This window comes from Sporosarcina sp. P37 (assembly GCF_002109365.1).
Classification (GTDB): domain Bacteria; phylum Bacillota; class Bacilli; order Bacillales_A; family Planococcaceae; genus Sporosarcina.
This window is the reverse complement of sequence record NZ_CP015349.1, coordinates 893,465-915,464: the sequence shown is the minus strand read 5'-3', so window position 1 is coordinate 915,464 and position 22,000 is coordinate 893,465. Positions and strand designations below refer to the sequence as shown.

At 44.1% G+C, this 22,000-nt stretch carries 21 protein-coding genes; 11 read left to right on the top strand and 10 right to left on the bottom strand.

Translation table 11 applies throughout. The features are described from left to right. Positions 1-235: 235 nt before the first annotated feature. Both SporoP37_RS04850 and SporoP37_RS04845 read left to right on the top strand, forming a co-directional pair. Positions 236-484 carry a hypothetical protein gene (locus tag SporoP37_RS04850; protein WP_157118617.1) on the top strand — a complete coding sequence of 83 codons (249 nt, stop codon included), beginning with the start codon at positions 236-238 and terminating at the stop codon, positions 482-484. A gap of 748 nt (positions 485-1,232) precedes the next feature. Further along, positions 1,233-1,874, top strand: coding sequence for a metal-dependent hydrolase (locus tag SporoP37_RS04845; RefSeq protein ID WP_085430388.1), 642 nt, complete (start codon positions 1,233-1,235; stop codon positions 1,872-1,874). Positions 1,875-1,959: 85 nt separating this feature from the next. Here SporoP37_RS04845 and SporoP37_RS16875 read toward each other — a convergent pair whose 3' ends face one another. Both SporoP37_RS16875 and SporoP37_RS17240 read right to left on the bottom strand, forming a co-directional pair. Then, the gene (locus SporoP37_RS16875) at positions 1,960-2,124 is read right to left on the bottom strand and encodes a hypothetical protein (RefSeq protein ID WP_157118616.1); all 165 of its coding nucleotides are present in this window, start codon (positions 2,122-2,124) and stop codon (positions 1,960-1,962) included. Positions 2,125-2,306: 182 nt separating this feature from the next. Then, positions 2,307-2,483: a hypothetical protein gene (locus SporoP37_RS17240; RefSeq protein WP_198160053.1), complete on the bottom strand. Its 177-nt coding sequence runs from the start codon at positions 2,481-2,483 to the stop codon at positions 2,307-2,309. 684 nt (positions 2,484-3,167) lie between these two features. On the opposite strand from SporoP37_RS17240, the gene SporoP37_RS04840 reads away from it, so the two are divergent. Then, positions 3,168-3,740 carry a hypothetical protein gene (locus tag SporoP37_RS04840; protein ID WP_085430387.1) on the top strand — a complete coding sequence of 191 codons (573 nt, stop codon included), beginning with the start codon at positions 3,168-3,170 and terminating at the stop codon, positions 3,738-3,740. Between the two features lie 84 nt (positions 3,741-3,824). Then, positions 3,825-4,307, top strand: coding sequence for a nucleoside deaminase (locus SporoP37_RS04835; RefSeq protein WP_085430386.1), 483 nt, complete (start codon positions 3,825-3,827; stop codon positions 4,305-4,307). Between the two features lie 93 nt (positions 4,308-4,400). On the opposite strand, the gene SporoP37_RS04830 is transcribed toward SporoP37_RS04835, so the two are convergent. The 6 genes from SporoP37_RS04830 to SporoP37_RS04805 form a co-directional block, all read right to left on the bottom strand. Beyond that, positions 4,401-5,534, bottom strand: a complete 1,134-nt coding sequence (locus SporoP37_RS04830; protein WP_085430385.1) for an alcohol dehydrogenase catalytic domain-containing protein — start codon at positions 5,532-5,534, stop codon at positions 4,401-4,403. Between the two features lie 321 nt (positions 5,535-5,855). Then, complete coding sequence (locus tag SporoP37_RS04825; RefSeq protein ID WP_085430384.1) at positions 5,856-6,398, bottom strand: hypothetical protein; 543 nt, start codon at positions 6,396-6,398, stop codon at positions 5,856-5,858. Positions 6,399-6,529: 131 nt separating this feature from the next. After that, positions 6,530-7,387 (bottom strand): ABC transporter permease, encoded by an 858-nt coding sequence (locus SporoP37_RS04820; protein ID WP_085430383.1) that lies wholly within the window; start codon positions 7,385-7,387, stop codon positions 6,530-6,532. A gap of 3 nt (positions 7,388-7,390) precedes the next feature. Continuing rightward, a complete protein-coding gene (locus SporoP37_RS04815) occupies positions 7,391-8,302 on the bottom strand; it encodes an ABC transporter ATP-binding protein (RefSeq protein WP_085430382.1) in 912 nt (303 codons plus the stop codon). Next, on the bottom strand, positions 8,295-8,708 hold the full coding sequence (locus tag SporoP37_RS04810) for a DUF3021 family protein (RefSeq protein ID WP_158233611.1): 414 nt from the start codon (positions 8,706-8,708) through the stop codon (positions 8,295-8,297). Before SporoP37_RS04810 ends, SporoP37_RS04815 begins: the two co-directional genes overlap by 8 nt. Before the next feature lie 10 nt (positions 8,709-8,718). Further along, a complete protein-coding gene (locus tag SporoP37_RS04805) occupies positions 8,719-9,165 on the bottom strand; it encodes a LytTR family DNA-binding domain-containing protein (RefSeq protein WP_085430380.1) in 447 nt (148 codons plus the stop codon). 266 nt (positions 9,166-9,431) lie between these two features. Between SporoP37_RS04805 and SporoP37_RS04800 the strand changes: the two genes are divergently transcribed. Both SporoP37_RS04800 and SporoP37_RS17235 read left to right on the top strand, forming a co-directional pair. Continuing rightward, the gene (locus tag SporoP37_RS04800) at positions 9,432-10,358 is read left to right on the top strand and encodes an HNH endonuclease (protein ID WP_099662743.1); all 927 of its coding nucleotides are present in this window, start codon (positions 9,432-9,434) and stop codon (positions 10,356-10,358) included. A gap of 205 nt (positions 10,359-10,563) precedes the next feature. Continuing rightward, entirely contained in the window at positions 10,564-11,898 is a 1,335-nt protein-coding gene (locus SporoP37_RS17235) for a hypothetical protein (RefSeq protein ID WP_198160052.1), read from the top strand. A gap of 57 nt (positions 11,899-11,955) precedes the next feature. On the opposite strand, the gene SporoP37_RS04785 is transcribed toward SporoP37_RS17235, so the two are convergent. Further along, positions 11,956-14,556 (bottom strand): CBS domain-containing protein, encoded by a 2,601-nt coding sequence (locus tag SporoP37_RS04785; protein WP_085430379.1) that lies wholly within the window; start codon positions 14,554-14,556, stop codon positions 11,956-11,958. 245 nt (positions 14,557-14,801) lie between these two features. After that, complete coding sequence (locus tag SporoP37_RS04780; RefSeq protein ID WP_085430378.1) at positions 14,802-15,242, bottom strand: cell wall hydrolase; 441 nt, start codon at positions 15,240-15,242, stop codon at positions 14,802-14,804. A gap of 319 nt (positions 15,243-15,561) precedes the next feature. Here SporoP37_RS04780 and SporoP37_RS04775 point away from each other — a divergent pair, with 319 nt between their 5' ends. From SporoP37_RS04775 to SporoP37_RS04755, 5 genes are all read left to right on the top strand, one after another. Next, positions 15,562-16,341: a gluconate 2-dehydrogenase subunit 3 family protein gene (locus tag SporoP37_RS04775; protein ID WP_085430377.1), complete on the top strand. Its 780-nt coding sequence runs from the start codon at positions 15,562-15,564 to the stop codon at positions 16,339-16,341. 22 nt (positions 16,342-16,363) lie between these two features. After that, positions 16,364-18,124, top strand: coding sequence for a GMC family oxidoreductase (locus tag SporoP37_RS04770; RefSeq protein ID WP_085430376.1), 1,761 nt, complete (start codon positions 16,364-16,366; stop codon positions 18,122-18,124). Positions 18,125-18,208: 84 nt separating this feature from the next. Continuing rightward, positions 18,209-18,784, top strand: a complete 576-nt coding sequence (locus tag SporoP37_RS04765) for an SCO family protein (protein WP_085430375.1) — start codon at positions 18,209-18,211, stop codon at positions 18,782-18,784. Positions 18,785-18,918: 134 nt separating this feature from the next. Then, positions 18,919-20,514 carry a long-chain-fatty-acid--CoA ligase gene (locus SporoP37_RS04760; protein ID WP_085430374.1) on the top strand — a complete coding sequence of 532 codons (1,596 nt, stop codon included), beginning with the start codon at positions 18,919-18,921 and terminating at the stop codon, positions 20,512-20,514. 183 nt (positions 20,515-20,697) lie between these two features. Beyond that, on the top strand, positions 20,698-21,984 hold the full coding sequence (locus tag SporoP37_RS04755) for a polysaccharide deacetylase family protein (protein ID WP_085430373.1): 1,287 nt from the start codon (positions 20,698-20,700) through the stop codon (positions 21,982-21,984). Positions 21,985-22,000: the final 16 nt, after the last annotated feature.

The window sequence follows — 22,000 nt, the reverse complement described above, 5'->3', positions numbered from 1 at the left end:
ATTTCATAACACTAATTTCTTGCAGGGTCTTGGAATTTTTATGTTAAACTAGATATAGATGGGGGAATAATTGGAATTCTATTTTATTCAACAATCGGGCCATTTTATGAACGCTTTCACGTGTTCATAAATAGTAATTGTGATTGTAAATAAATACTTAATAAGAGTTGCAAATTAGTTAAAATACAAACTCAAATCGGAAGACAGGTTTTGAATGAATATATATATGTTGATAATGAGCTCATTATTTTTATTATTTATTGCAGGAAATACTTTTTATGTTACTTTTAAAAAATATCGAGAAGATGATGACTTTACTTTTAATACTTTAACTTGGATTGAAGTGATATTTAGTGTTCTATTATTAATTTCTGAAAAGTTTGTACCAAATAAATATCAAATTATTATCTTTAAAACTTTTTCCTTTTTATTTGGGATATTCTTTTTAGGATTTACAGTTTTATTATGGATCCTTTTTGCTTAATACATATCCTTTAACTAAAGGCACTTTAGTTGGATAACAATCTTCAATAATCGGGCGCGATTGTGTAGCATGGTTTATTCGTAATCACTTAGTTGATCGGAGTGGAAGCCGGCGACTCTGGGAGGATCAGCGGGACAGGTGAAACACCCAGCGAGCGAAGTGAGGGGTGTGGTTCACCGCCCGCCCTCCAGAACGCGTCCGGCTGCAACGCAGATCAACGGTTTCCAACCACTATTCCGCTATCTAACTAACGGCTACGATTGTTGAAGAAGCTTATTTGTAGTCGCTTAGTTGATCGTAGCGGAAGCCGGCGACTGGGAGGATCAGCGAGAGCCGTAACGAAGAACGGCTTTTGCGAGTGAAGCGCAGCGAGAAGGAGCGCATCTCTGCTTTGATAGGTGAAACACCTAGCGAGCGAAGCGAGGAGTGTGGTTCACCGCCCGCCCATAGGACACGAGTCCGGCTGCAGCGCAGATCAACGGGTTCTAACCACAATCCCGATGGGGCACAATTGTGGAACATCAAAAGCCTAATTTCCCTAGCTTTTAAAAGGGAAATTAGGCTTTATTATTTATTTTTAATGCACAACCGCAATTACAACGAATGCAGAACAACTCTAAAATGGAAGGCTTGGGAACTGCACACGCAATGTTTTCCTTTTCATCCCTAAATCGTTTATACTGGAATTGACGGAACGAATATATGTTCTTGATTCGGCCGTACTTTATACATCCAGAGAGGTTTACATATGAAAGGGACTTCACATCTATTTGTCGGCACAGCTGTTGGTGCCATCGCGGGGTACGCTGTGCAGCCGGATATCAGAACCGCATTGATCGGCGCGGCTGTCGGTGGAATATCCGGCGTTGTTCCGGACCTCGACACGAACGGGCTCGCCAGCAATAGCATCACACTCAGCAAAAAAGTCAGCAAATGGCTCATGGAGACCGCCGGCATGGTCATATTGCTGACACTTATCTATCAGACGGTTATATACGGGCTGAGCAGCGACATATATTTGTACGGCGGCATCGGGTTTCTGCTGCTTATTGTTTCGCGCCTGATTACACAACGGAGGATGCTTACGATTACCGGTATCCTCGTCATGCTACTAGGGCTTGTCCTGGATCAGTCGCCGGGCGTTCTACTCGCGGGCAGCTATATCATCATTGCTTCATTTCTGCCGCACCGATCCTACACGCACTCTATCCTAGGCATTGTTTTCTATGTATATATTTTGAAGCAGCTGTACGCACAATGGCCCGTCGACGGCCTTATTGCCGCAGGGACGGCGGGTTATATCAGCCACTTATTTGCTGACATGAAACTGCTTCCCGTCAACCGTCGCGGCGTCAAATGGTTCCTGCCGTTGTGGAAACGGGAATTTTGAAGCGAATGAATGTAATATACCTTTTTATGCAAGTGTCAAATGTCTATGCAATTTATCAGGACATGGCACGTGCCATAAAAGCTGCTTACTTTTCTTTGTCTTGCAGCTGTGCAATTGCTAAACAGGAAACACCGATTGACAGTAGGGTGATGGCAGTATCTGCAGATAAATCGCCCAATATATTTAAAACAAGTGTACTCACACCCATTGCCAAAGCAACTGCCTTGAAAATGATTATGAAGTTTTTCATAAGAATATGCTCCAATCCGCCAGCTGGTGACAAATAATTATTTTGTAATCGTACCTATTAATTTAATCGGTTTTTTTATTGGAACAGTCGCCGCAAATGAATGTTCCTTCGTTTCTTCCACACGCTTTACTTTCATTAGTACACGCTTCACATATAGGTTTACCCCAGAGCATTTTCATTTCTTACTTCCCGTCGTTGTTCTTGTCAGTCTTAGTGGTAAACGCAGTCATCAATATCATAAACACAGACAATAAAGCCCATAAGAAGAATCCCCAATGACTTGTGATTAAGGATAATACTAAAAAGAAAGCAAGTACTGCGCTTGAAATATAGACAGAACGTTTTTGGTAAGCATTCATTTTGCACGCTCCTTTTTTAATGGATTAACTGATGCGGGAGTCATTCCAAATTAGGTTTGCGGAATTCGTCTTCTATTTCTATTCAGTAAAATAGGTGGATTACAGACAGCATGTTGTGAGCCAGTATGGTAACGGCGCAGTCTTGATTCAATCATCATGCGCCGTTGCCCCAAAAAAAGAATTTTATGAGCTGACGGGATTTGATTTCATTTTCGGGATTAGTACGTAAAGTATAGCTAACAGATTCAGGCAGAAGGAGATGGAGTAATATATACTCTCAGATCCCCCCTAATGATAGGTGCCGTATCTAAGTGTATTGAATCCTAAAATGATCAACAGCAAAACAAATACTCTGTTACTCACAATCTTTTCACCTCTTACAGAAATTCCAAATGCTTTTAAGAATTGACTGAATTAACTTTTGTAGAACTATGTATCTATTGTTATTTTAGCACAAATAGAGCGGTAATATGCCTCGTTGTGTGATTACTCAGATAACTGTCCGTTGCTTTTATACAGAGGGCTGCGTTAAAGGTGTGAATGAGCGTGCCAATCTTCGTCCGTACCGTGCAATAGACAAGGCGTACCGTGCAAAGCCGGCTATTCATTTGAATCCATATAAAAAATCTATTTCTGACCGATATAATAACAGAATAGTGTGATATGAAAAGAGGAGGAAATAAAATGAAGATTACACCGGGTCAACCTGTTTTTAGAACCCCTCAAACACAAAAGCCTGCAGCGGAAAATGACAAGGCCGCGAATAAAAATTCATCTGCTCCCGATAAACCGGTCGATCAGTATATACCGTCTGAAACGGTTAAGAGCGTCACGTACGAGAAGCCGTCGGCAAAAGCAGATACGGCAACGATTGAACGACTAAAAGCGGAAAGTGAACAAGCCTATGAAAACCTGCGTAATATAGTTCGGGAACTCTTGGAGAGACAAGGAATTACGATGAAAGAAGCACTGAGCGGGGAAAAAGAAGTGGTCGTAGATGAGCAAACACGTCTGCAGGCAGAAGCGGCCATTAGTGACGGCGGAGAGTTCAGCGCTGAAAATGTCAGTGATCGCATAATTGAATTTGCCAACGCTATTTCCGGCGGAGACAAAAGTACATTTGAAGTGCTGAAGAATGCCATTGAAGAAGGATTTCATGCGGCGAAGCAAGCGCTCGGCGGGACGCTCCCTGACGTTTCGCAAAAAACATATGAATTAGTGATGGAGAAATTGAACAATTGGAAGGAAGAAGCATAATATTTTTGTCAGACAGGATATTTATTGAATGAATGTTACACTTCACGTGATAAAGGGAAGTGTAGAACGAGGAGGGATTCATTCATGGTATCAGAAACAGATCTGCGGCATTTAGAGCGCTGCATTGAATTGGCTGAAATTGCGGTGGACCACGGGGACGAGCCGTTCGGTTCAGTTCTTGTTTCCGCAGAAGGCAAGGTCCTGGCGGAAGACCGGAATCGGGTAGGTGGCGGTGACCCGACGCAGCATCCGGAATTCGCTTTAGCGCGCTGGGCTGCACAGAACATGGCGGTGGAAGAACGGGAGAAGGCGACCGTTTACACGTCAGGCGAACACTGTCCGATGTGTTCTGCAGCACATGGATTCGTCGGCTTAGGGCGGATTGTATATGCAAGCTCATCAGAACAGTTGTCTGTGTGGAAGAACGAGCTGGGTGTTGATTTCTCGCCAGTTCATACGCTTCCGATTGAAGAAATCATTCGCGATGCTCAAGTGGAAGGCCCAGTTCCCGAATTAGCTGAACGGGTTCACACATTGCATCGTCGGTCGCACGCATCTAAAAATTAAAGGAAATGCCAGGTCCCGACACTATTTTGAATTGTGTCGGGACCTGGCATTTCCTTAGAAAAGCGCGATGCCTGTACATCGCGCTTTTACAACTCATGGCTGGATCAATACTTTAATACAGCCGTCTTCTTTTTTATCGAAAATGGAGTAAGCATCTGCTGCATCTTCCAGTTTCACTTTATGTGTAATAATATCTGTCGGGTCAAATTCTTTTGCTTCAATTTTTTTGAACAGCTCCGGCATTAGATGGATCACAGGAGCTTGTCCCATTTTGATGGAAACGTTTCTGGTGAAGAAGTCGCCGAGCGGGAAGTTGTTGGCTTCTGTCGCATAAACTCCGGTTAATTGGACAGTGCCAAACTTCCTGACTACTTCTGAAGCGGTAACAATCGGGCTGATAGTTCCAAATTGATTATCACCGCTAGAGCCGAATGTTTCACCCGGCTGCACCGTTCCATCCATTCCTACACAGTCAATTACGACGTCTGCTCCGCCTTCTGTTTCTTCGTGCAGCAGCTTGCCGATGTCATCATGCTCTTTGAAATTATAGGTTTCTACTTTATTGGTCTTTTTCGCATGCTCCAAACGATAATCGACATGGTCAACTGTAATGACTCGTTTTGCGCCTTGCATCCAGGCGAATTTTTGAGCCATTAAGCCAATTGGACCCGACCCGAGGATGATGGCTGTATCTCCTTTTTTTAAGCCGCTGTGAAGAACGCTCCAATACGCTGTTGGAATAACGTCTGACAGCAATGCAAGATGCTTGTCATCCAATTCACTGTTTTCCGGTACTTTGAACGATGTAAAGTCGGCATAAGGAACGCGCAAATACTCAGCCTGGCCGCCCGGGAAGTTTCCGTTTGGCTCCGCAAAGCCGAACAATCCCCCCACTTCGCCATGAGGATTCGAGTTGTCACATTGACTTTCCATTTCATGCTGGCAGAAAAAACATTCCCCGCACCCTATATTAAAAGGAATGACGACACGGTCGCCTTTCTTTAAAGTTTTCACTTCGGAACCTACATCTTCGACAATACCCATCGGTTCATGGCCGACTACATAATCTTTTTCCGGTACGATGCCGCCATGGTAAAGATGTAAATCCGATCCGCAAATTCCGCTCGTTGTAATGCGTACGATCACATCACTGTTTTCCTGAATCTCCGGGGCTTTCACTTCTTTTGTCACCATAGATTTCTTGCCTTGAAATGTTACTGCTTTCATACGATCACGTCCTTTTTTAATGTACTAGTTTTGTACCCGGCGTTTTAGCAGGTAAACAGAATTAAAATGAATACGTTAAAAATGCCTAGTTCCGCAATGAATAGTTTGAATGAGTGAAGAGCGTATTTTTAGATTATATAAGAAGTAACGATTACTAAATTTCCAAATTACAGAAGTTTCGGCAGATTGCTGTTGGTATTTTATAGTGCTGGCGGTGAGATAACTGGTGTGTACACCGCGCCAAACCCGCCCAATCTGAATAAAAAACAGCGGGAAACAGCAAAAAAGCCAATTCTCAACTGAGATCGGCTTATGCGTATTTCACTTCTCTTTACCTGCCCGCGGCCAGACGAAGTAGGAAAGCGATATGGCCAGATCAATCGCTAAAATTAGTGTCCATAATTTTAACATTTGAAGCAGTGCTTCGGTTTTACTGGCATCCCCCACAAAGTAAATCATTGCCAGCAGGAAAACTCCGCCGATCACATATGCCAGCACATGCTGCAGCGAGCCTTTCATGGAATGGCGTGCATAGGCATATCCTGTTTTCTTCTCGGGTTTTGTGCCTTGCTTCTTGATGTAGTAAAGAAAACGTTCGTCCGCCCAACGGATCATGCTTTTGCCGAAAGCGATTGATACACCGAGATACATCGCCGCAATGGCATGAATTTGTGTGGCAACTGCGCCGTTATAAAGATCTGCAGCAGTCACGATTAACAATATCAAATCGACGACAGGTGTGAGCGCCAGAAAAAATAAACCTAGACTTTTACGGTTGAATAGATACCGTGTCAGTAGCCCAGCCAGAATAACCACCCAAAAGCCGATTTCACACGCAATGATGGTCCAAGCGATGAAATTCATGGAATCACCTCTTCGTTTAGTACAATTCTATGAATGATATAAATCATACCACAGATGAAACACGAGCCTGTCTGGAAGTCTGGCTTGTGTTCATTGCGTATGTTAATTAAACTACCATATACGATTACATATTATGATCTAGTAGTTAATGTATTCACAAAAATTGATAGAATAAAGAATACTATAACTGTGATGAGTAAGTACAGGACGCTGAATAAAGGGGAGACTTGTGAGCCGCTGAATTCAAAAAACACACCAAGGTTCAATTGGAAATTTTCCTTCAGTTCGTGCGGTGCGGAGGCGAACGCTTCGGCCATTGGAGCTTCCATGAAAATTTGGCGAAGCAGAGCGGCAACGTGCGATGCAGGAAAAACTTTTATGATTGTCTGTAAATATGAAGGCAACGTTCCGATTGGAATGTAGATGCCTGCCAGAAAACCGAGGAGAGTGCCGATTACCGTGCTGGCGGCGGAAAATGCGTTCGTTGTCCGGAAGAAAGATACAAGAAAAGAAATCATGGAACTGGCAGTCAAAACAGCCAGAAGAATAACGCCCAGAGATTTAGTCAGTTGCATAAATGAAAGTAATGGGTCACCAGCTATATAGAGGAGAGTATTTGCTGCGAGAAGGGTCATGATGCACATGAGAAATCCAATGGACAGTGAGCTGATGATGTAACCGCCAAGTAAAGCGGAGCGTTTAACCGGTGCAACACGGAAATCTTTGTAGGCGTTTGTTGCCCGGTCGTTCACCAGTACACTGAATGCTCCTAAAGTAGTTGTTACGCTGGTTACTGCCAGCACGCCTGCCATGATCCATGACTGGAGAAGCCAATGCTTGGATGGGAAGTCGGGTACGCCTTCGGCAATCAGATCACCCAAAAAGAATACGTATAATGCAATCAATATGAATACAGCGAGCAACGAGAAAAATACCGCAGATTTGTCACGGAAATATATCAGCAAATTTCTTTTAGCGAGTACAAACACCGCCTACACGTCCTTTCTATCATGAATTCGGATGAATACATCATCTAGGCTAGATTTTCGTACTTCAAATGATGATATGAGTGATTTATATCTGTTTAATATGCCGATGGATTCTAATGTATTTGAAAGATTGACAGTGAATCCGCCGTTTTCTTCCTTGAATTCTAATTGTTCATTCTGTAATTGCGTTCGCATTTCATGATGGTTGGCCGTTCTGATGAATAAGCGGTCAGCAGAGTATCTATGTTTTAAATCGCCGGGTGTCCCTTCAGTGATAATCTGTCCCTTTTTCATCACTACAACAAAATCAGAGTTGGCGGCTTCTTCAATATAATGTGTCGTCAGAAAAACTGTCATCCCATGGTCTTTCTGCAGTTTTTCGATCATGTTCCAAATATGCTGGCGGCTTTTCGGGTCAAGTCCTGTCGTCGGTTCATCCAGCAGCAAGATCTTCGGCAGATGAAGAAGGGCACGTGCAATATCTGCTCTTCGCTTCTGTCCCACCGATAATTTGCCGTATCGGCGTTTCATGATGTCATGGATATCTGCAATTTTAGCGCACTGTTCTATCGCGATCTTTCGTTCATGTGAAGTCATCCCATATAACTGTGCGCGTATATCCAAGTTCTCAAGAACCGTCAGCAAGGGGTCCAATAAGCTATCCTGGAATACGACACCAATCTCTTTTCGGATTAATTCATCCTCTTTGCCGACTCTGTAGCCATTGACAGTCACGTTTCCGCTGTCTGCGTGAAGCACTGTTAAAATAATAGAAATGACCGTTGATTTTCCGGCACCATTCGTTCCGAGAAATGAAAACAGCCTGCCTTTTTTTACACAGAAGCTAATATTGTCGACCGCTTTCACATCACCGAATGACTTACTTACATTCTCAACTTCAATGATATTAGACATCCAGCTTCCTCCTATGCAAAATTGCCTGGTTAATTTTCTGCTCATCTGCTTTAGTATTCAAATAGATTAGCAATATAACTGAACCGTATGCGATCAATGCCGACAGCACAGTCATCACTGTATAATAAATGCCAAACGGATATAAACCAAAAAATGCACCAGCTGCAGTTACAACAGCGACTACACAGCCCGCTTCGTACACATAAATCAATAGTTGATTCTCAACCGGCAGCTGATGCGACAGGAAAATGAGACCGGTAATGATCGTGCAAATAATGAACAATGAGAGACTCATACTCTCTGTCAGCGGTGGAAAAACAGCAAGCAGACGAAAAAGATAATAGACGATCGAACTGAATGTAAATGCAAAGCAAGCCGCGCTTATATAGACTAAACTAGTTTTCATATGATTCACCTCATCCCAGAAAATGCTTTCGAAACAATTTTGCATAATGACGATTCACGATTACTTTTTCACCGGTTTCCAATATCGCTTCAAATCGGCCGTTTAATAATGCGCGGACACTGTCAATTTTGGACGTGTTGATCAACACCTGTTTGCTCACACGTATAAAGCTGGTGTCCAGTAATTGACTCTCGAACTCATACAGCTTCAGCTCGCTTTCAAATAGATCATCCTTTGTATATAAAAAGGATGTATTGTCGACTGATTCAATATACAAAACTTCGTCAGATTCTATTATATGTACAGCATCATCTTTTTTAACTGTGAAGCTGTACATCATTTGATTGATCTGCCGTATCAGCCGGGATAGGCGCTTATCCACTCCGGGGCATCTAATCGTAATTTCTACTTCTTCATAATTTATGGATTCCTCGATATTCAGCCGTATTGTAATCACCTCTTTTTAAGCTCTTGGCTGAATCGTATCATGCAGAGGATATACGAACAATAGCCCCCGCAGTGACTTGCATTCTATATTAGGTAAGTTGCGTGGAAGGAAGTTTGCAGATGAACTATTTGAAAGAGAATAGGAGAACACCTAAAAACCTTAGGCGCATCTATGCTAATACCCAGTACAGCTACTCTTTTACCCCCCACAAGAAGCCATTTTTAGTATACTAATGTAAAAGAGGCATAATGCAGCTCATAAAGGAGTGAAGAGTCTTGCAAAGTTATATCGTCATGCAAGGACGTACATACGATCAGGAAAAAGAATTAGGTGTACTTTGGTCATTGCGGCAGGACAGTATAGGCAATCCGCAGCATTTCTGGGAACGGATGAAAGAAGTGCGCGAAGGGGACCGTGTCTTTCATTACGTGAAAGGAGATATTGTTGCTGTCAGCGTGGCGAAATCAGCATACAGAGTAGAGCGGAAACCTTCTGCGATTCCACTTGCAGGGAGTGAAGACGCAGACGGCTATCTGATTGAGGCTGCGTATTATGAACTGGAAAAACCGCTGACGATTGCGCAGTATTTCGATGAAATCCTTCCGCTTCTGCCTGTAAAATATTCTCCGTTTCAAGATAATGCCAATGGAAATCAGGGCTATCTTTACCCGTGCAATGAAGAACTGACAGACAAGCTGGTTGAGCTGATCGCGGACTTGAACATATATGAAATCGATGATGAACAATTAGAGTTTGCCATCAGTATTGTGCGGAAGAAAGAACATAATTTTCTCATTCCGCTGCTTGCCGAAACTGAATCAGAGGCGAAAATGAAAGTGCGGACGGGGCATCAGCGATTCCGCAAAGAACTGTTTCCGCTGTGGAACGGAAAATGCGCGCTTTGCGACATCGACATGCCTGAATTGCTTCAAGCCAGCTATGCAAAACCATGGAAAGACTGTACGGACAGTGAACGGCTTGATCCGCATAACGGCCTCTTGCTTTGCCGAAACCATGACGCACTTTATCAGAAAGGTTTCATCGCGTTTGACGGACAAGGCAGAATTCATATTTCATCCGAAATACCAGAAGATGAATATGAAAAGTATGGACTGCATGGGAAGATGCGAGTGCGCAGAACAGAGAAGAACAAGCCGTATTTTAAATGGCATAAGAAGCATATGTTTAATGAAGTTAAATAATAAGACGTTCATTGCCGGCTATGGTCAGCAATGAACGTCTTTTTTGTAATATAAAAATCTTTTTTGCTGTTTGTAAAACGGTTGTTTTTCATTGTACGCAGCACCTGTACACCGTCACACTGCAAAACTTGGTGAGTTTACTTGGTTTTTGTAGTATGATGCATAGAGAGATAGAATTCGATAATTTATTATGCGGAGGTACGTCATGAACTACGGTGATCCGTTAAAAAATAGAAACGTTGTACAAGACACGACTTTTTATAACAGTGAGGGTTTCGACAGACAAGGATATAATAAGTTCGGTTATGATCGTCATGGATTCGATAAGCAAGGGTATAATTCGAGCGGATTTGATAAGTATGGCTTTGATAAAGAAGGCTTTGATAAAAATGGCTACAATAACCGGGGCTATGACCGGGAAGGCTACAAGGCGACAGGTTTTAATAAAGACGGCTTTAACCGCGAAGGATATAACCGCTACGGCTATGATGAGCAAGGGTTTAACAAAGAAGGCTATAATGTGCAAGGGTACGATAGAGAAGGCTATAAGGCGAACGGCTTTAACCGTCAAGGTTTTCACAAGAACGGCTACAATCAGGAAGGTTATGACATCCGTGGCTTTAATAGAGAAGGCTACAATAAACAGGGCTTCGATAAGGACGGATTTGACCGTAACGGATTGACTGCACAAGGTTACAACCGCGATGGTTTCAATAAATTGGGCTATGATATAAACGGTTTTAACAAGGAAGGCTATAATAAATTCGGCTACGATAAAAGAGGCTTTAACCGGGAAGGCAAACATGCAAACGGCACAAGGTATGACGGCAGAGGCTTCGACTATAAAGAAAAGCATCTCAATGGAACGTACTATGATGATTTTGGCTACGATCACGCGGGGTATGATCAGGACGGCTATAATTACAGAGGCTTCAATCAGGATGGCTTCAATCTCGACGGAGAGCATATCAGTGATAAGATGTTCGACGAAGAAGGCTATGATCAGAATGGTTTTAATCTGGACGGGTATGACCGCGAAGGGTATAATGCATCGGGCTTTAATGCGCTCGGCTATGATCGGGAAGGCTATGATCAGGAAGGTTTTAATAAGCATGGAATCGACCGGGAAGGTTATGACCGTGAAGGCTTTAATAAAGCAGGTATGGACAGACAAGGCTTTGGCAGGAACGGGCGAAACAGAAGGGGGTATGACAGGAACGGCTTCAATCCCCAAGGGTATGATGTAAACGGCTTTAATAAAGAAGGGTATAACCGCTTCGGCTACGACAAATATGGTTTTAACCGCGACGGCAAACACGCGAATGGCACGAGATACGACACAAAAGGGTTTGACAGCAACGGCTTCACTCCGCAGGGTGTCCATCGGAACGGTACGCGTCTTGATGACGAAGGGTACGATAAATCGGGCTATGACACGAACGGCTATGATCGGAAAGGCTACAGTAAACTGGGCTATGACAAGAATGGCTATAATAAATACGGTTATGATAAAGACGGTTATAAAGCAGGTTCTCATTAAGCGATATACGATACAAATACCCCAAACTTCAGCGGATGAAGTTCGGGGTATTTGAATTTACACAGATTCCTGCTGATTATTGCTTACGTATGCTTCCAGCCATTTCTGTGCGTCTTCTTCAGAAGAAACGTCTCCGCTCAGCTGGCAGATCTCCAGCCGGTAGAGAATTTCTGAGAAAGCGGGGCCTGGTTTGAGTCCGGCTTTTACTAAATCCGCACCATTCAAATAGTTTTGGAGCCGGCTGCGGTTGTGCAAGTATTTGAGCACGGATTGCGATTGCACCGTCTGACGGGCTGCCAGGGTAAACAGGATGGCTTCATCAGAATAGTCATGCAGAAACTGATGGTATTCTTCGGGCTGAACGGCAGCTTCCCATTGGTCTTGTCGTGTTAAGTCCGTTACTTCCTCCAGCAGTTTTCGGCGGTTTTTCCGTAATGTAAACGTATCTGCCGCATACAGACTGTCGTTATAGTAAAACGGCAGTAAAAAGAAATTGAACCAATTTGGATTTTCATCGACATCCAGGTTCTTGTCATTTTGTATCTGGCCGCTGTAAATCGTTTGCAGCCGGTCAGCTGCTTCACAGGACGCCTGCAGGTACTTGCCGTTTACGCCAAACTGCTGCCAGACTTGCAATTCAAAGAGACGTTTTATTATTTTCTGCGGATCACCTTCTGTAAATAAACGTTTCATTTCTTCATTTATTCGTTGCGGCGATAGATGAATCACTTTATCGATGGATTCCAGCGCAAGGTTTTCGGTCTGCTCATCCATTGAAAATCCGAAGCGCTCTTCAAAGCGGACGGCACGGAAAATACGGGTCGGGTCTTCGATAAAGCTGATATTATGAAGGATTCTAATTTTTTTATCCTGCAGATCCTGCTGTCCGCCGAACGGGTCAATTAATTCCCCATACGCTTCTGCATTCAAGCGGATTGCCATAGCATTAATAGTGAAATCGCGCCGTTGCAGATCATCACTTAATATTGACGTTTCGACCTGCGGTAAAGCAGCGGGCTGTTCGTAGTATTCGAGTCTGGACGATACCATATCAATCGGCAGGCCGGATGGTGTTATCCATGTCGCTGTCCCAAAACTTTCGTGCTCAATTACTTCTCCGCCATGCGTTTCCTGCATACATTTCGCAAGCCGAATTCCGCTGCCTTCCGCGACGATGTCGATATCGTGATTTGGCTTGTCCAGCAAAATATCCCGTACAATGCCGCCGATTAAATAAACAGGTGTATCGATGCGGCTCGCCGTTTCACCAATATCCTTCAGCAGCTGGGAGACGTCTTCCGGCAAATGCTGTTCCATTTTTTCAGTCAGGTCATTTGAATTTTGCGTTTCGGGTGTAGCTGGATTGTTGAGCATATCACTGTACAGCACTTCGATAATATTCGTCCGGGTAACAATCCCTATCAGTTCTCCGTCTGCAATGACCGGCAGCCGTCCGATATTATGCTTGATAATGAGTTCCTGGATTTCTTCGAGTACAGTATCAGGGCCGACCGTTACAAGCTTTGTCGTCATATACGCTTTGACCGGCGCGTGGCCGAGGCCATGGTGGTTGGCCTTGTCCAGATCACGTCTCGTAATTAGGCCGACTAACTGACCGTTTTCGACAACAGGATAACCGGAATGACCATAACGGTACATACGGCGGCCTGCTTCTTCAATGGTAGTTTCAGGCGCAAGAGTTTTCACCGGGCTGGTCATGAGTTCTTTCGCTGTAATAGCAGGACGCAGCATAGATTCCAGACTGTTGACAATCTGGTCAAGAATCTGCTCTTTGTCACCTTTTTTTACCGCAGCGGAACCGGCATGCTGATGACCGCCGCCGCCAAGTTTCTTTAATATCGGCTGCAGCGTAATCCGTTCAGAATTGGCGCGGCCTACAATGAATACATTGTTCTTCATTTTGACTACGGTAATGGCGGCGTCTGTTCCTTTTACGCCAAGTACTTTCGATGTCACGAGAGCCAAGCCGTTTTGGAAACTGTCCAGTTCATGCGTACTCACCGCAATTTCCAGTCCATCCAGTTCATAAATTTCCGTGTGGGATAGAAGTCCGTCCAATAATCCTTGCTGCTCCGGCGTCAAGGTCTCTTCCGCAAAGCTCTGCACCATTTCCAGACTCATTCCCTGTTCCAGTAAATAGGCCGCTATCTGCAGGTCGCGTGCCGTTGTATTTGCATATGTAAAATTTCCTGTATCCGTATACAGACCAAGTCCGAATAAAGAGGCTTCCAGACTGGTGATAGGCAGGTTTCTTTTTTTAATTTCCTCAAGAAGAAGCGTGACAGCTGCACCTGTTAACTCTACGATGCCTTCATCATACTGCACGTCTTTATCACCTTTTTGATGATGATCATAGACAATGATATGTCGCTTGGATGCATCAAAATCATCAGGCAGCGTGCCGATCCTTGACAAGGAGGCCACATCGACAATGATCATCTCTGTCACTTCATCCCAGTCGATCCGTGCATTTGGGACAAAGTCGAACATATCCCGGTACATATTTAGAAAACGTTGCACCCGGCTTTCTAATTTATCGGAAATGATGAGCTGCGCCTCCGGATACAGTTTTTTCGCCGCAACCATAGAAGCGAGCGCATCAAAGTCGGTATTGACGTGTGATGTAATAATTTGCACTTGAAATCCCCCAGTTTAATCTGTGCCCATACATAGAAGGCCACAGAAATTTTTATAATCATAGAAAAAAGTAACCACCCTTAGCTCATAGTGTGGGGGTGGTTACTTTTTGAGTTAAATGAGCTTCAGCCTGACCGCCTGGCACATATCAGCCGAAATGAGCACATGGAAACTACTCTTTTATAGGTATAGTTTATCATCTTCCCATAAAATGTACAATTGAATCCAAGGAGGTAGTATGTTTATTATCCCATGTAGACACTGTCACATGTGCCGGCCTGCGGTTCGTAAAAACAGTGGTTCTTAAATTGACCGGTAAATGGCTGATTGTACCATGTAGGCGGGCAGGGCGCATACGGATTAAAATACCAAAGCGCATAGTGGGCAGGATGCTCTCTCCAGTACGTCAAAGCTTGCTTAGCCAGTCTTCTCTCAGATTCTCTTGCCCGTTGATAGAACAGGTTTCCTTTTTGTACCGCTTCAAATGAATAATTATTGCCTTGTATTTGGAAGATAACATCATTTATTGACCGTACGTCCCTGAAATCTAAACAGTCCGCTATCGCCCGGTTCACGATTACATTTCCAACGTATAACATTCCTTGATTTCCTTCCGCTTCTGCTTCTGCTCTCATCATCCTGGCCATCAAATCAATGTCCGAATCTCTGTATTTGACTCTCGCCATGTTTTTCACCTCATTAATAGTGTATGAAGAAAAGACGGGATGATGTGACTAATCCGCAAATTTACCTGTAAGATAAATCAAACTAAAAAATATTGACAGCTGCCAGATGTATTGCCGGGTCTGCCGTCTCTGCTGAAATAAAGAAAATCTATAGTTTAAAAGAATCAAAACAGAGTATCACAAAATAACCAGTGTGTTATATTCCATGTTAAATAGTAATTATTATTGTAAAAATATGTGGTTCACGCTAGGATGATCAGTTACGTCTCGTCGGCATCTGCATCAGTTGCCGGTAATACATAAAAGGGAGGAAATGTTAATGGCAGATAAGAATACAAACAATCCAAAAAACACGAATGAAGTAGCCGATCCGGGTCGCCGTACGTTCGTCAAGAACACAGGGATTGCTGTCGGAGGTGTTGCTGGAGGCGCGCTGCTTGGAGGTCTATTTGCGAATCGGTCTCAAAAAGAGAATGATACGGCTTCGACTGGGGGTAAAGGAAGCACAACAGAGAAGCGGTATGAAGAGGCGCGGATGTTCTTTACACGTATTGCCGATTTTGCAATTCTGGAGCAGGCGGTCGAACAAATTTTTCCGGAGGATCATAATGGTCCGGGAGCCATTAAATTGGGCGTGCCGTATTATATCGACAAACAGCTGGCGGGTCCTTATGGTTCAAACGTAAAGGATTACAGACAGGGGCCTTTTAAAGACGGCAATACTACGGCTGCGGATTCAAGTCTCAACCGCGGGCAGATTTTCATCAATGGATTACGGTCGATGGAGATGGAAAGCCAGAAGCGGTTTGACACAAATTTCGTCAAGGCAACGGAAGAACAGCAGCTGGAAATTATGACAGACTTTGCTGACGGTAAAGTGGATATAAAAGGAATTAATTCTAAAGGGTTCTTTGCGTTACTGCGTTCGATGACTCTTGAAGGTGCATATTCTGATCCGTTATACGGCGGCAACAGAAATATGGAAGGCTGGAAAATGAAAGAATATCCTGGAGCGATCGCGTCCTACGCCAATATGATTGAAGAAGATAAGTTTGTGAAAATGGATCAGGTCAGCCTGACAGATTACCAGCCAAAATAAATGAAGAGAAAGGGAGTACAGAATGGTAAAAACATTAGAAAAAGTAGATGCAGTCATCGTCGGTTCAGGATGGGCCGGTGGAATTACGGCGGCTGAACTGACAAAAAAGGGATATAAAGTCGTCGGACTTGAAAGAGGGCATGCACAGGACCGGCAAGATTTCGTCGGGTCGAAAGATGAACTGCGCTACGATGTCCGGAAAGTCATGTTCCAGGAACTGAACAAGGAGACATTGACCATCCGCAATACGCTGAAAGAAACAGCGACACCAAACCGCAGTAATGATACGAATGCGATCAACGGAACAGCTACTGGCGGTTCGGGTGTACACTGGAACGGCATGGTGTATCGCTGGCTTCCGACTGATTTTGAAATCCGCACCAAAACTGTGGAAAAGTATGGCGAAAAGATTATCCCAAAAGATATGCAAATGCAGGACTGGGGGATTACATATGATGAGCTTGAGCCCTACTATGATCAGTTTGAAAAAACAGCCGGTATTTCCGGCGAACCGGATCCGTTGCGTCCGGGTCAGCGGTCAGATGATTACCCGACACCGCCGATGAAAGAAACGGATATCATCCGCACGTTTACGAAAGCAGCAAAAGAATTAGGCTATCATCCGTACCGCATACCTTCTGCTAATATTTCAGAAACGTATACGAATCCTGACGGCGAAACAATCAATGCATGTGTGTACTGCGCATTTTGTGAAGCGTTCGGCTGTGACTTCGGAGCGAAAGCCGATCCAATTGCCACGGTGCTGGCTACTGCTCATAAAACCGGTAACTATGAATTGCGCAATAACGCGTACGCCGTTCGAATCGAACACGAGAACGGGAAAGCTGTCGGTATTAAATACGTAGATACTGAGACCGGTGAAGAATTCATCCAGCCTGCAGACCTGGTTGTCGTGGCGGGCTTTACGTTTACAAATACCCGTTTAATGCTTTTATCCAAAATAGGGAAGCCGTATAATCCGGTTGACGGAACTGGTGTCATCGGCAGTCATTTGACGGCGCACCAGCGCAACTTGACACATACGCGCGTTCGCGGATTCTTTGATGAGAAAAAATTCAATCGCTATGCAGGAACGGGTGCACTAGGCGTAACACTGGATGATTTCAATATTGAGCAGCTCGATCATTCGAAACTCGATTTCCTTCATGGTTTCTGTTTGCGTACTTCCCAAAGAGGAGACAGACCGATTACGAATAACCATGTTCCCGCAGGCGTACCGTCTTGGGGCAAGGAGTTTAAAGATAAATCGATCTTCTATGCAAACCGCCGTATAGACGTCCAGCAGCAAAATGGCGCACTTGCTTGGCGCGAAAATTATATGGATTTGGATCCGACATATACGGATATTTTCGGTGATCCATTATTGCGTGTCACCGCCAAATTCCATGACCAAGACCGTAATATTGTCAGATATGCCCACCAAAAGGCAAAAGGCTTGCTTGAGCAAATGGGTGCAGATCATATTACTGTTCCCGAAATAACGGACGAAACAGAATTTGATAAGACTTCACTTTCCGATCATACTGGCGGCGGTGTTATTATGGGAGATAATCCGGAAACGTCAGCAGTGAATAATTATTCGCAAGTTTGGGATATGCATAATTTATTCGTAGTCGGAGCTTCTGCATTCCCTCATATGGGCAGCTCCAATCCGACAGCGACAGTCGGTGCCCTGGCTTACCGGGCTGCGGAAGGTATGCTGAAGTTCCTCGAAAATGGCGGAGGTCAGCTGATTCCCAATAAGGATAAAGCAAAGGCGTAAGGTAAACGAATAATTACTCAATGGAGAGAGGGCATGACATGCTCTCTCTTTCTTCTATACATAGTAAAGTGAGGAAAGATATCTATGAAAATACGTTCACTATTCATCCTCCTGGCAGCTGTTTTGTTCTTAAGTGCCTGCACTGATAAAATTGAAATGAACAGATCCGAGAAGATTCCGGATTTTGACTATACAACGCAAGATAATAAAAAACTCGGACTGGATGATTTGAAAGGCGACTGGTGGATTTCTTACTTCTCCTATACGAACTGCACGACGGTATGTCCTAGAACAACTGCCGCTATGGTCGGTATTCAGGAAGAATTGAAAAGCGCAGGCTTAACGCCTCCTATTATTTCATTCAGTATTGACCCTGAACAGGATACGCCTGAAGTCTTGCAGGAATATGCGGAAGATTATGGAGCGGATACAGATACGATGACTTTCTTAACAGGCTATTCTTTTGAAGAGATTCAAGATCTGTCGGTGCATACGTTTCAGGCAGTACTAGAAAAAGGTGCGCTTGATCAGCGTTCACACAGCTTTTTCTTTTACTTGATCAATCCCGACGGTGAGATAGTGAAACAATATAATGGCATGAGTGATGCAGAAAATGATTTGCTGGTGGCAGATTTGAAGACCGTAGCAGGAACGCAGTAATGGAAGCTTTTCCAGCCGGCCGAAATAGAAATAAATCCCTCTATTATCCTGTAGAGGGATTTAAAATATTTGAAAATATGGATAATTGGAAGCGGTTACTCTATAATAGAAAAATAGAAAGAGGAGGGATATGGATGAATGTTCCATTAGTATTGACACATTTTCTGGACCGGGCAGTTTCGTTGTATGGCAATAAGGAAGCGATATTCGGAGAACATGGACGCTCGTATACATACGCGCAGTTATCCGGCAGAGTGAATCAGCTGTCACGGGGGTTGCGTGATGCTGGCGTGAAACAAGGAGATCATGTGGCGTATTTATGCGGAAACAGTGTTGAGATGCTGGAAGGGTTTTACGGATTATACCAGACAGGCAGTGTCATGGTGCCGCTCAATACACGGCTGAAGCCTGAGGATTATGCTTTTATTTTAAATCATAGCGAGTCGAAATTATTATTTGTAGATCAAGAACTTTATCATCTCATTCAACCGATCGAGCACTCGCTCGAAACGGTGGAGAAAATTATTGTACATTATAAATCAGACGAAAATTCCACTATAGATTATGATCAATGGCTAGTCTCTTTCTCTGATGAACCGTTCGCACGGGCGGATGTGCAAGAAGACGATGTGTGCAGCTTGCTCTATACGAGCGGTACAACTGGTAATCCAAAAGGGGTTATGCTGACGCACCGCAATAATTACTTGCATGCGATGAGCGCAATGCATCATTTGCGTGTGACCGATGAAGACGTATTGCTTCATGTGCTGCCAATGTTTCATGTGAATGGGTGGGGGTCTCCATTTTATTATACGGCGAACGGAGCATCTCAAGTATGTTTCCGCAAAACATCGCCGCAGACAATTATTGATGCAATACAAAAATACAAAGTAACAATTTTGCATATGGCACCGGCCGTGTTAAATTCGATTTTCCAGTATTGCGAGGAGCATAAGCCAGTATTTGATCATCAGATTCGGGTCATTGTTGCAGGGTCTGCTCCGCCGCCATCGTTCATTTCACGCGTGGAACAAGAGCTTGGCTGGGAATTCATTCAGGTGTACGGCATGACAGAAACATCTCCGCTCAGTCTGTTCTCTGGCATCCGTTCGACGGTGGCACATTTGCCGGACGACAAGAAGATAGAGTTGAAGGCGAAAGCAGGCTATTCAATGATTGGCGCGGAAGTTCGTATAGTCGATGACCATGGGGATGAAGTGGCGCATGACGGTCAGCAGGCCGGAGAAATTGCGGTGCGCAGTCATGGCGTCATGAAAGGCTATTGGAAGAATAAAGAAGCAACGAACGAAGTGTTGCGTGACGGCTATATGATGACGGGCGACATGGGAACAATCGATGAACACGGCTACGTGAATATCGTCGACAGAAAGAAAGACGTCGTCATCAGCGGCGGGGAGAATATCTCGTCGATAGAAGTAGAAGGTGTGCTTTACGATCATCCCGACGTTCTAGAAGCAGCTGTGATTGCGGTTCCGCATGAGAAGTGGGGAGAAACACCGCATGCGTATATTGTGCTGCGCACCGGTGCAAGAGCCACCGAGCAGGATATTATCGATTTTTCCAGATCGAATCTGGCGCATTTTAAAGCAGTGACGGGTGTGACGTTTGTCGATGCACTACCAAAAACTGCTTCAGGAAAGATATTGAAAGTGCAAATCCGTGACGATTACTGGGACAAGGCAGGAAAGACAGGCCGCAAAGTAAATTAACCATATGCCAGGCATTCTTTCGTTCTTAGAAGAACGGAAGGGTGCTTTTTCTATGCTGGGGAAAGACTTTTTGCCGACTCTGCACTAGATTCATTCCTTGCCGAAAACATTTTGAAAAACTTTTGAAACTTTTTTCCGATTCCTCCGTCTGTACGGTGCGCAAATGATTATAGGGGGATTCACATGAAGAGAATATATAGCTGTGTACTGTTACTTGCGAGCCTGATCTTATTTATAATGGAGGATAGGGCAAAATGGAATCTTAATGAAACACCGTTATTCCATGAGCAATCAGCCGCAGCATTTGCGGAAACAGTGCAAAGTAACCCGTCCGTCACAGACAGAGAATTTGAACGGGTGCTGACACTGCAAAACAACCAGCCAATTTATATGAAGCAAGACAATCTCATTCCAATCGGTGAACTGAAAGCGAATCAGCCGATTGCGGTTACTGATGAAGATGAAGAGTATTATGAAATTCGATTTGGCAAAATGGCGGCTTTTATTCGTAAAGGGCAAGCAACGGTAAAAGAAAATGTACTGCAAGTGCCTTTGCATACGGATTCAGGTGCTGTCAAGACAGAACGGCAAACGCCGGTTTACTCGAAAGCCGATGTGGAAAGTGAAGTCTTTCTGCAATTACAGGCAGGATATCGATACCCGATCGTGCAGCAGGAGGGGGAGTGGTACACGATCCAAATCGGAGAGCGTGCAGGCTATATTCATAAGCCGTCAGTGGCACTTGACGAAGGAGTTCCTGTCCTGCTGTATCATCAGGTGTTGCCGCGTAAATTGATGAAAACAGAGATCAGCACCATTTCATTGGAGAACTTCAAGAAGCAGATGGCCTATTTGGCAGACAGACAATTTACAGCACTGAACTCAAAGGAGTTGTATGATTACTTGGAAGGACGTCTGATTGTTCCGGAGAAATCAGTAGTGATTACGTTTGATGACGGATTATTATCATCGAAAAAATATGCCTATCCTGTTCTGAAACAGTACGGATTCACTTCTCCTCACCATATCATTTCAGCTCGTTTAGATAGAGGAAAAGGCGCACCGGCGTTTGATGGCGGTGGCCTCCTGAAATATCTGAATGCTGAGGACCTGCAAGAAATGAACGATGTGTTTCAATTTGAAGCTCATACATGCGCACTACATGAGCTCGGTACAGACAGCGGGGCAGGTGTGGTTTTTGAACACTCGCAAGAAGAAATCATCGAAGACTTACTGGCAAACTTGCAGCATGTGCCTTCAGCAGTTTCTATAGCGTACCCGTATGGTCAATATAATGAAGAGTTTATCGCGGCCGCAAAAGAAGTAGGATTATTAATCGGTTACACGACAGTGGAAGGGTATGCCAATAGAGAGAAGTCTAATTATGAAGTGAATCGCTTTGGTCTGACAGAAAAAAGGTCATTTGAAGATTTTGTACAGTATGTTGACGGAGATATGAGATGGCCATAGAAAAGAGTGTGTAACG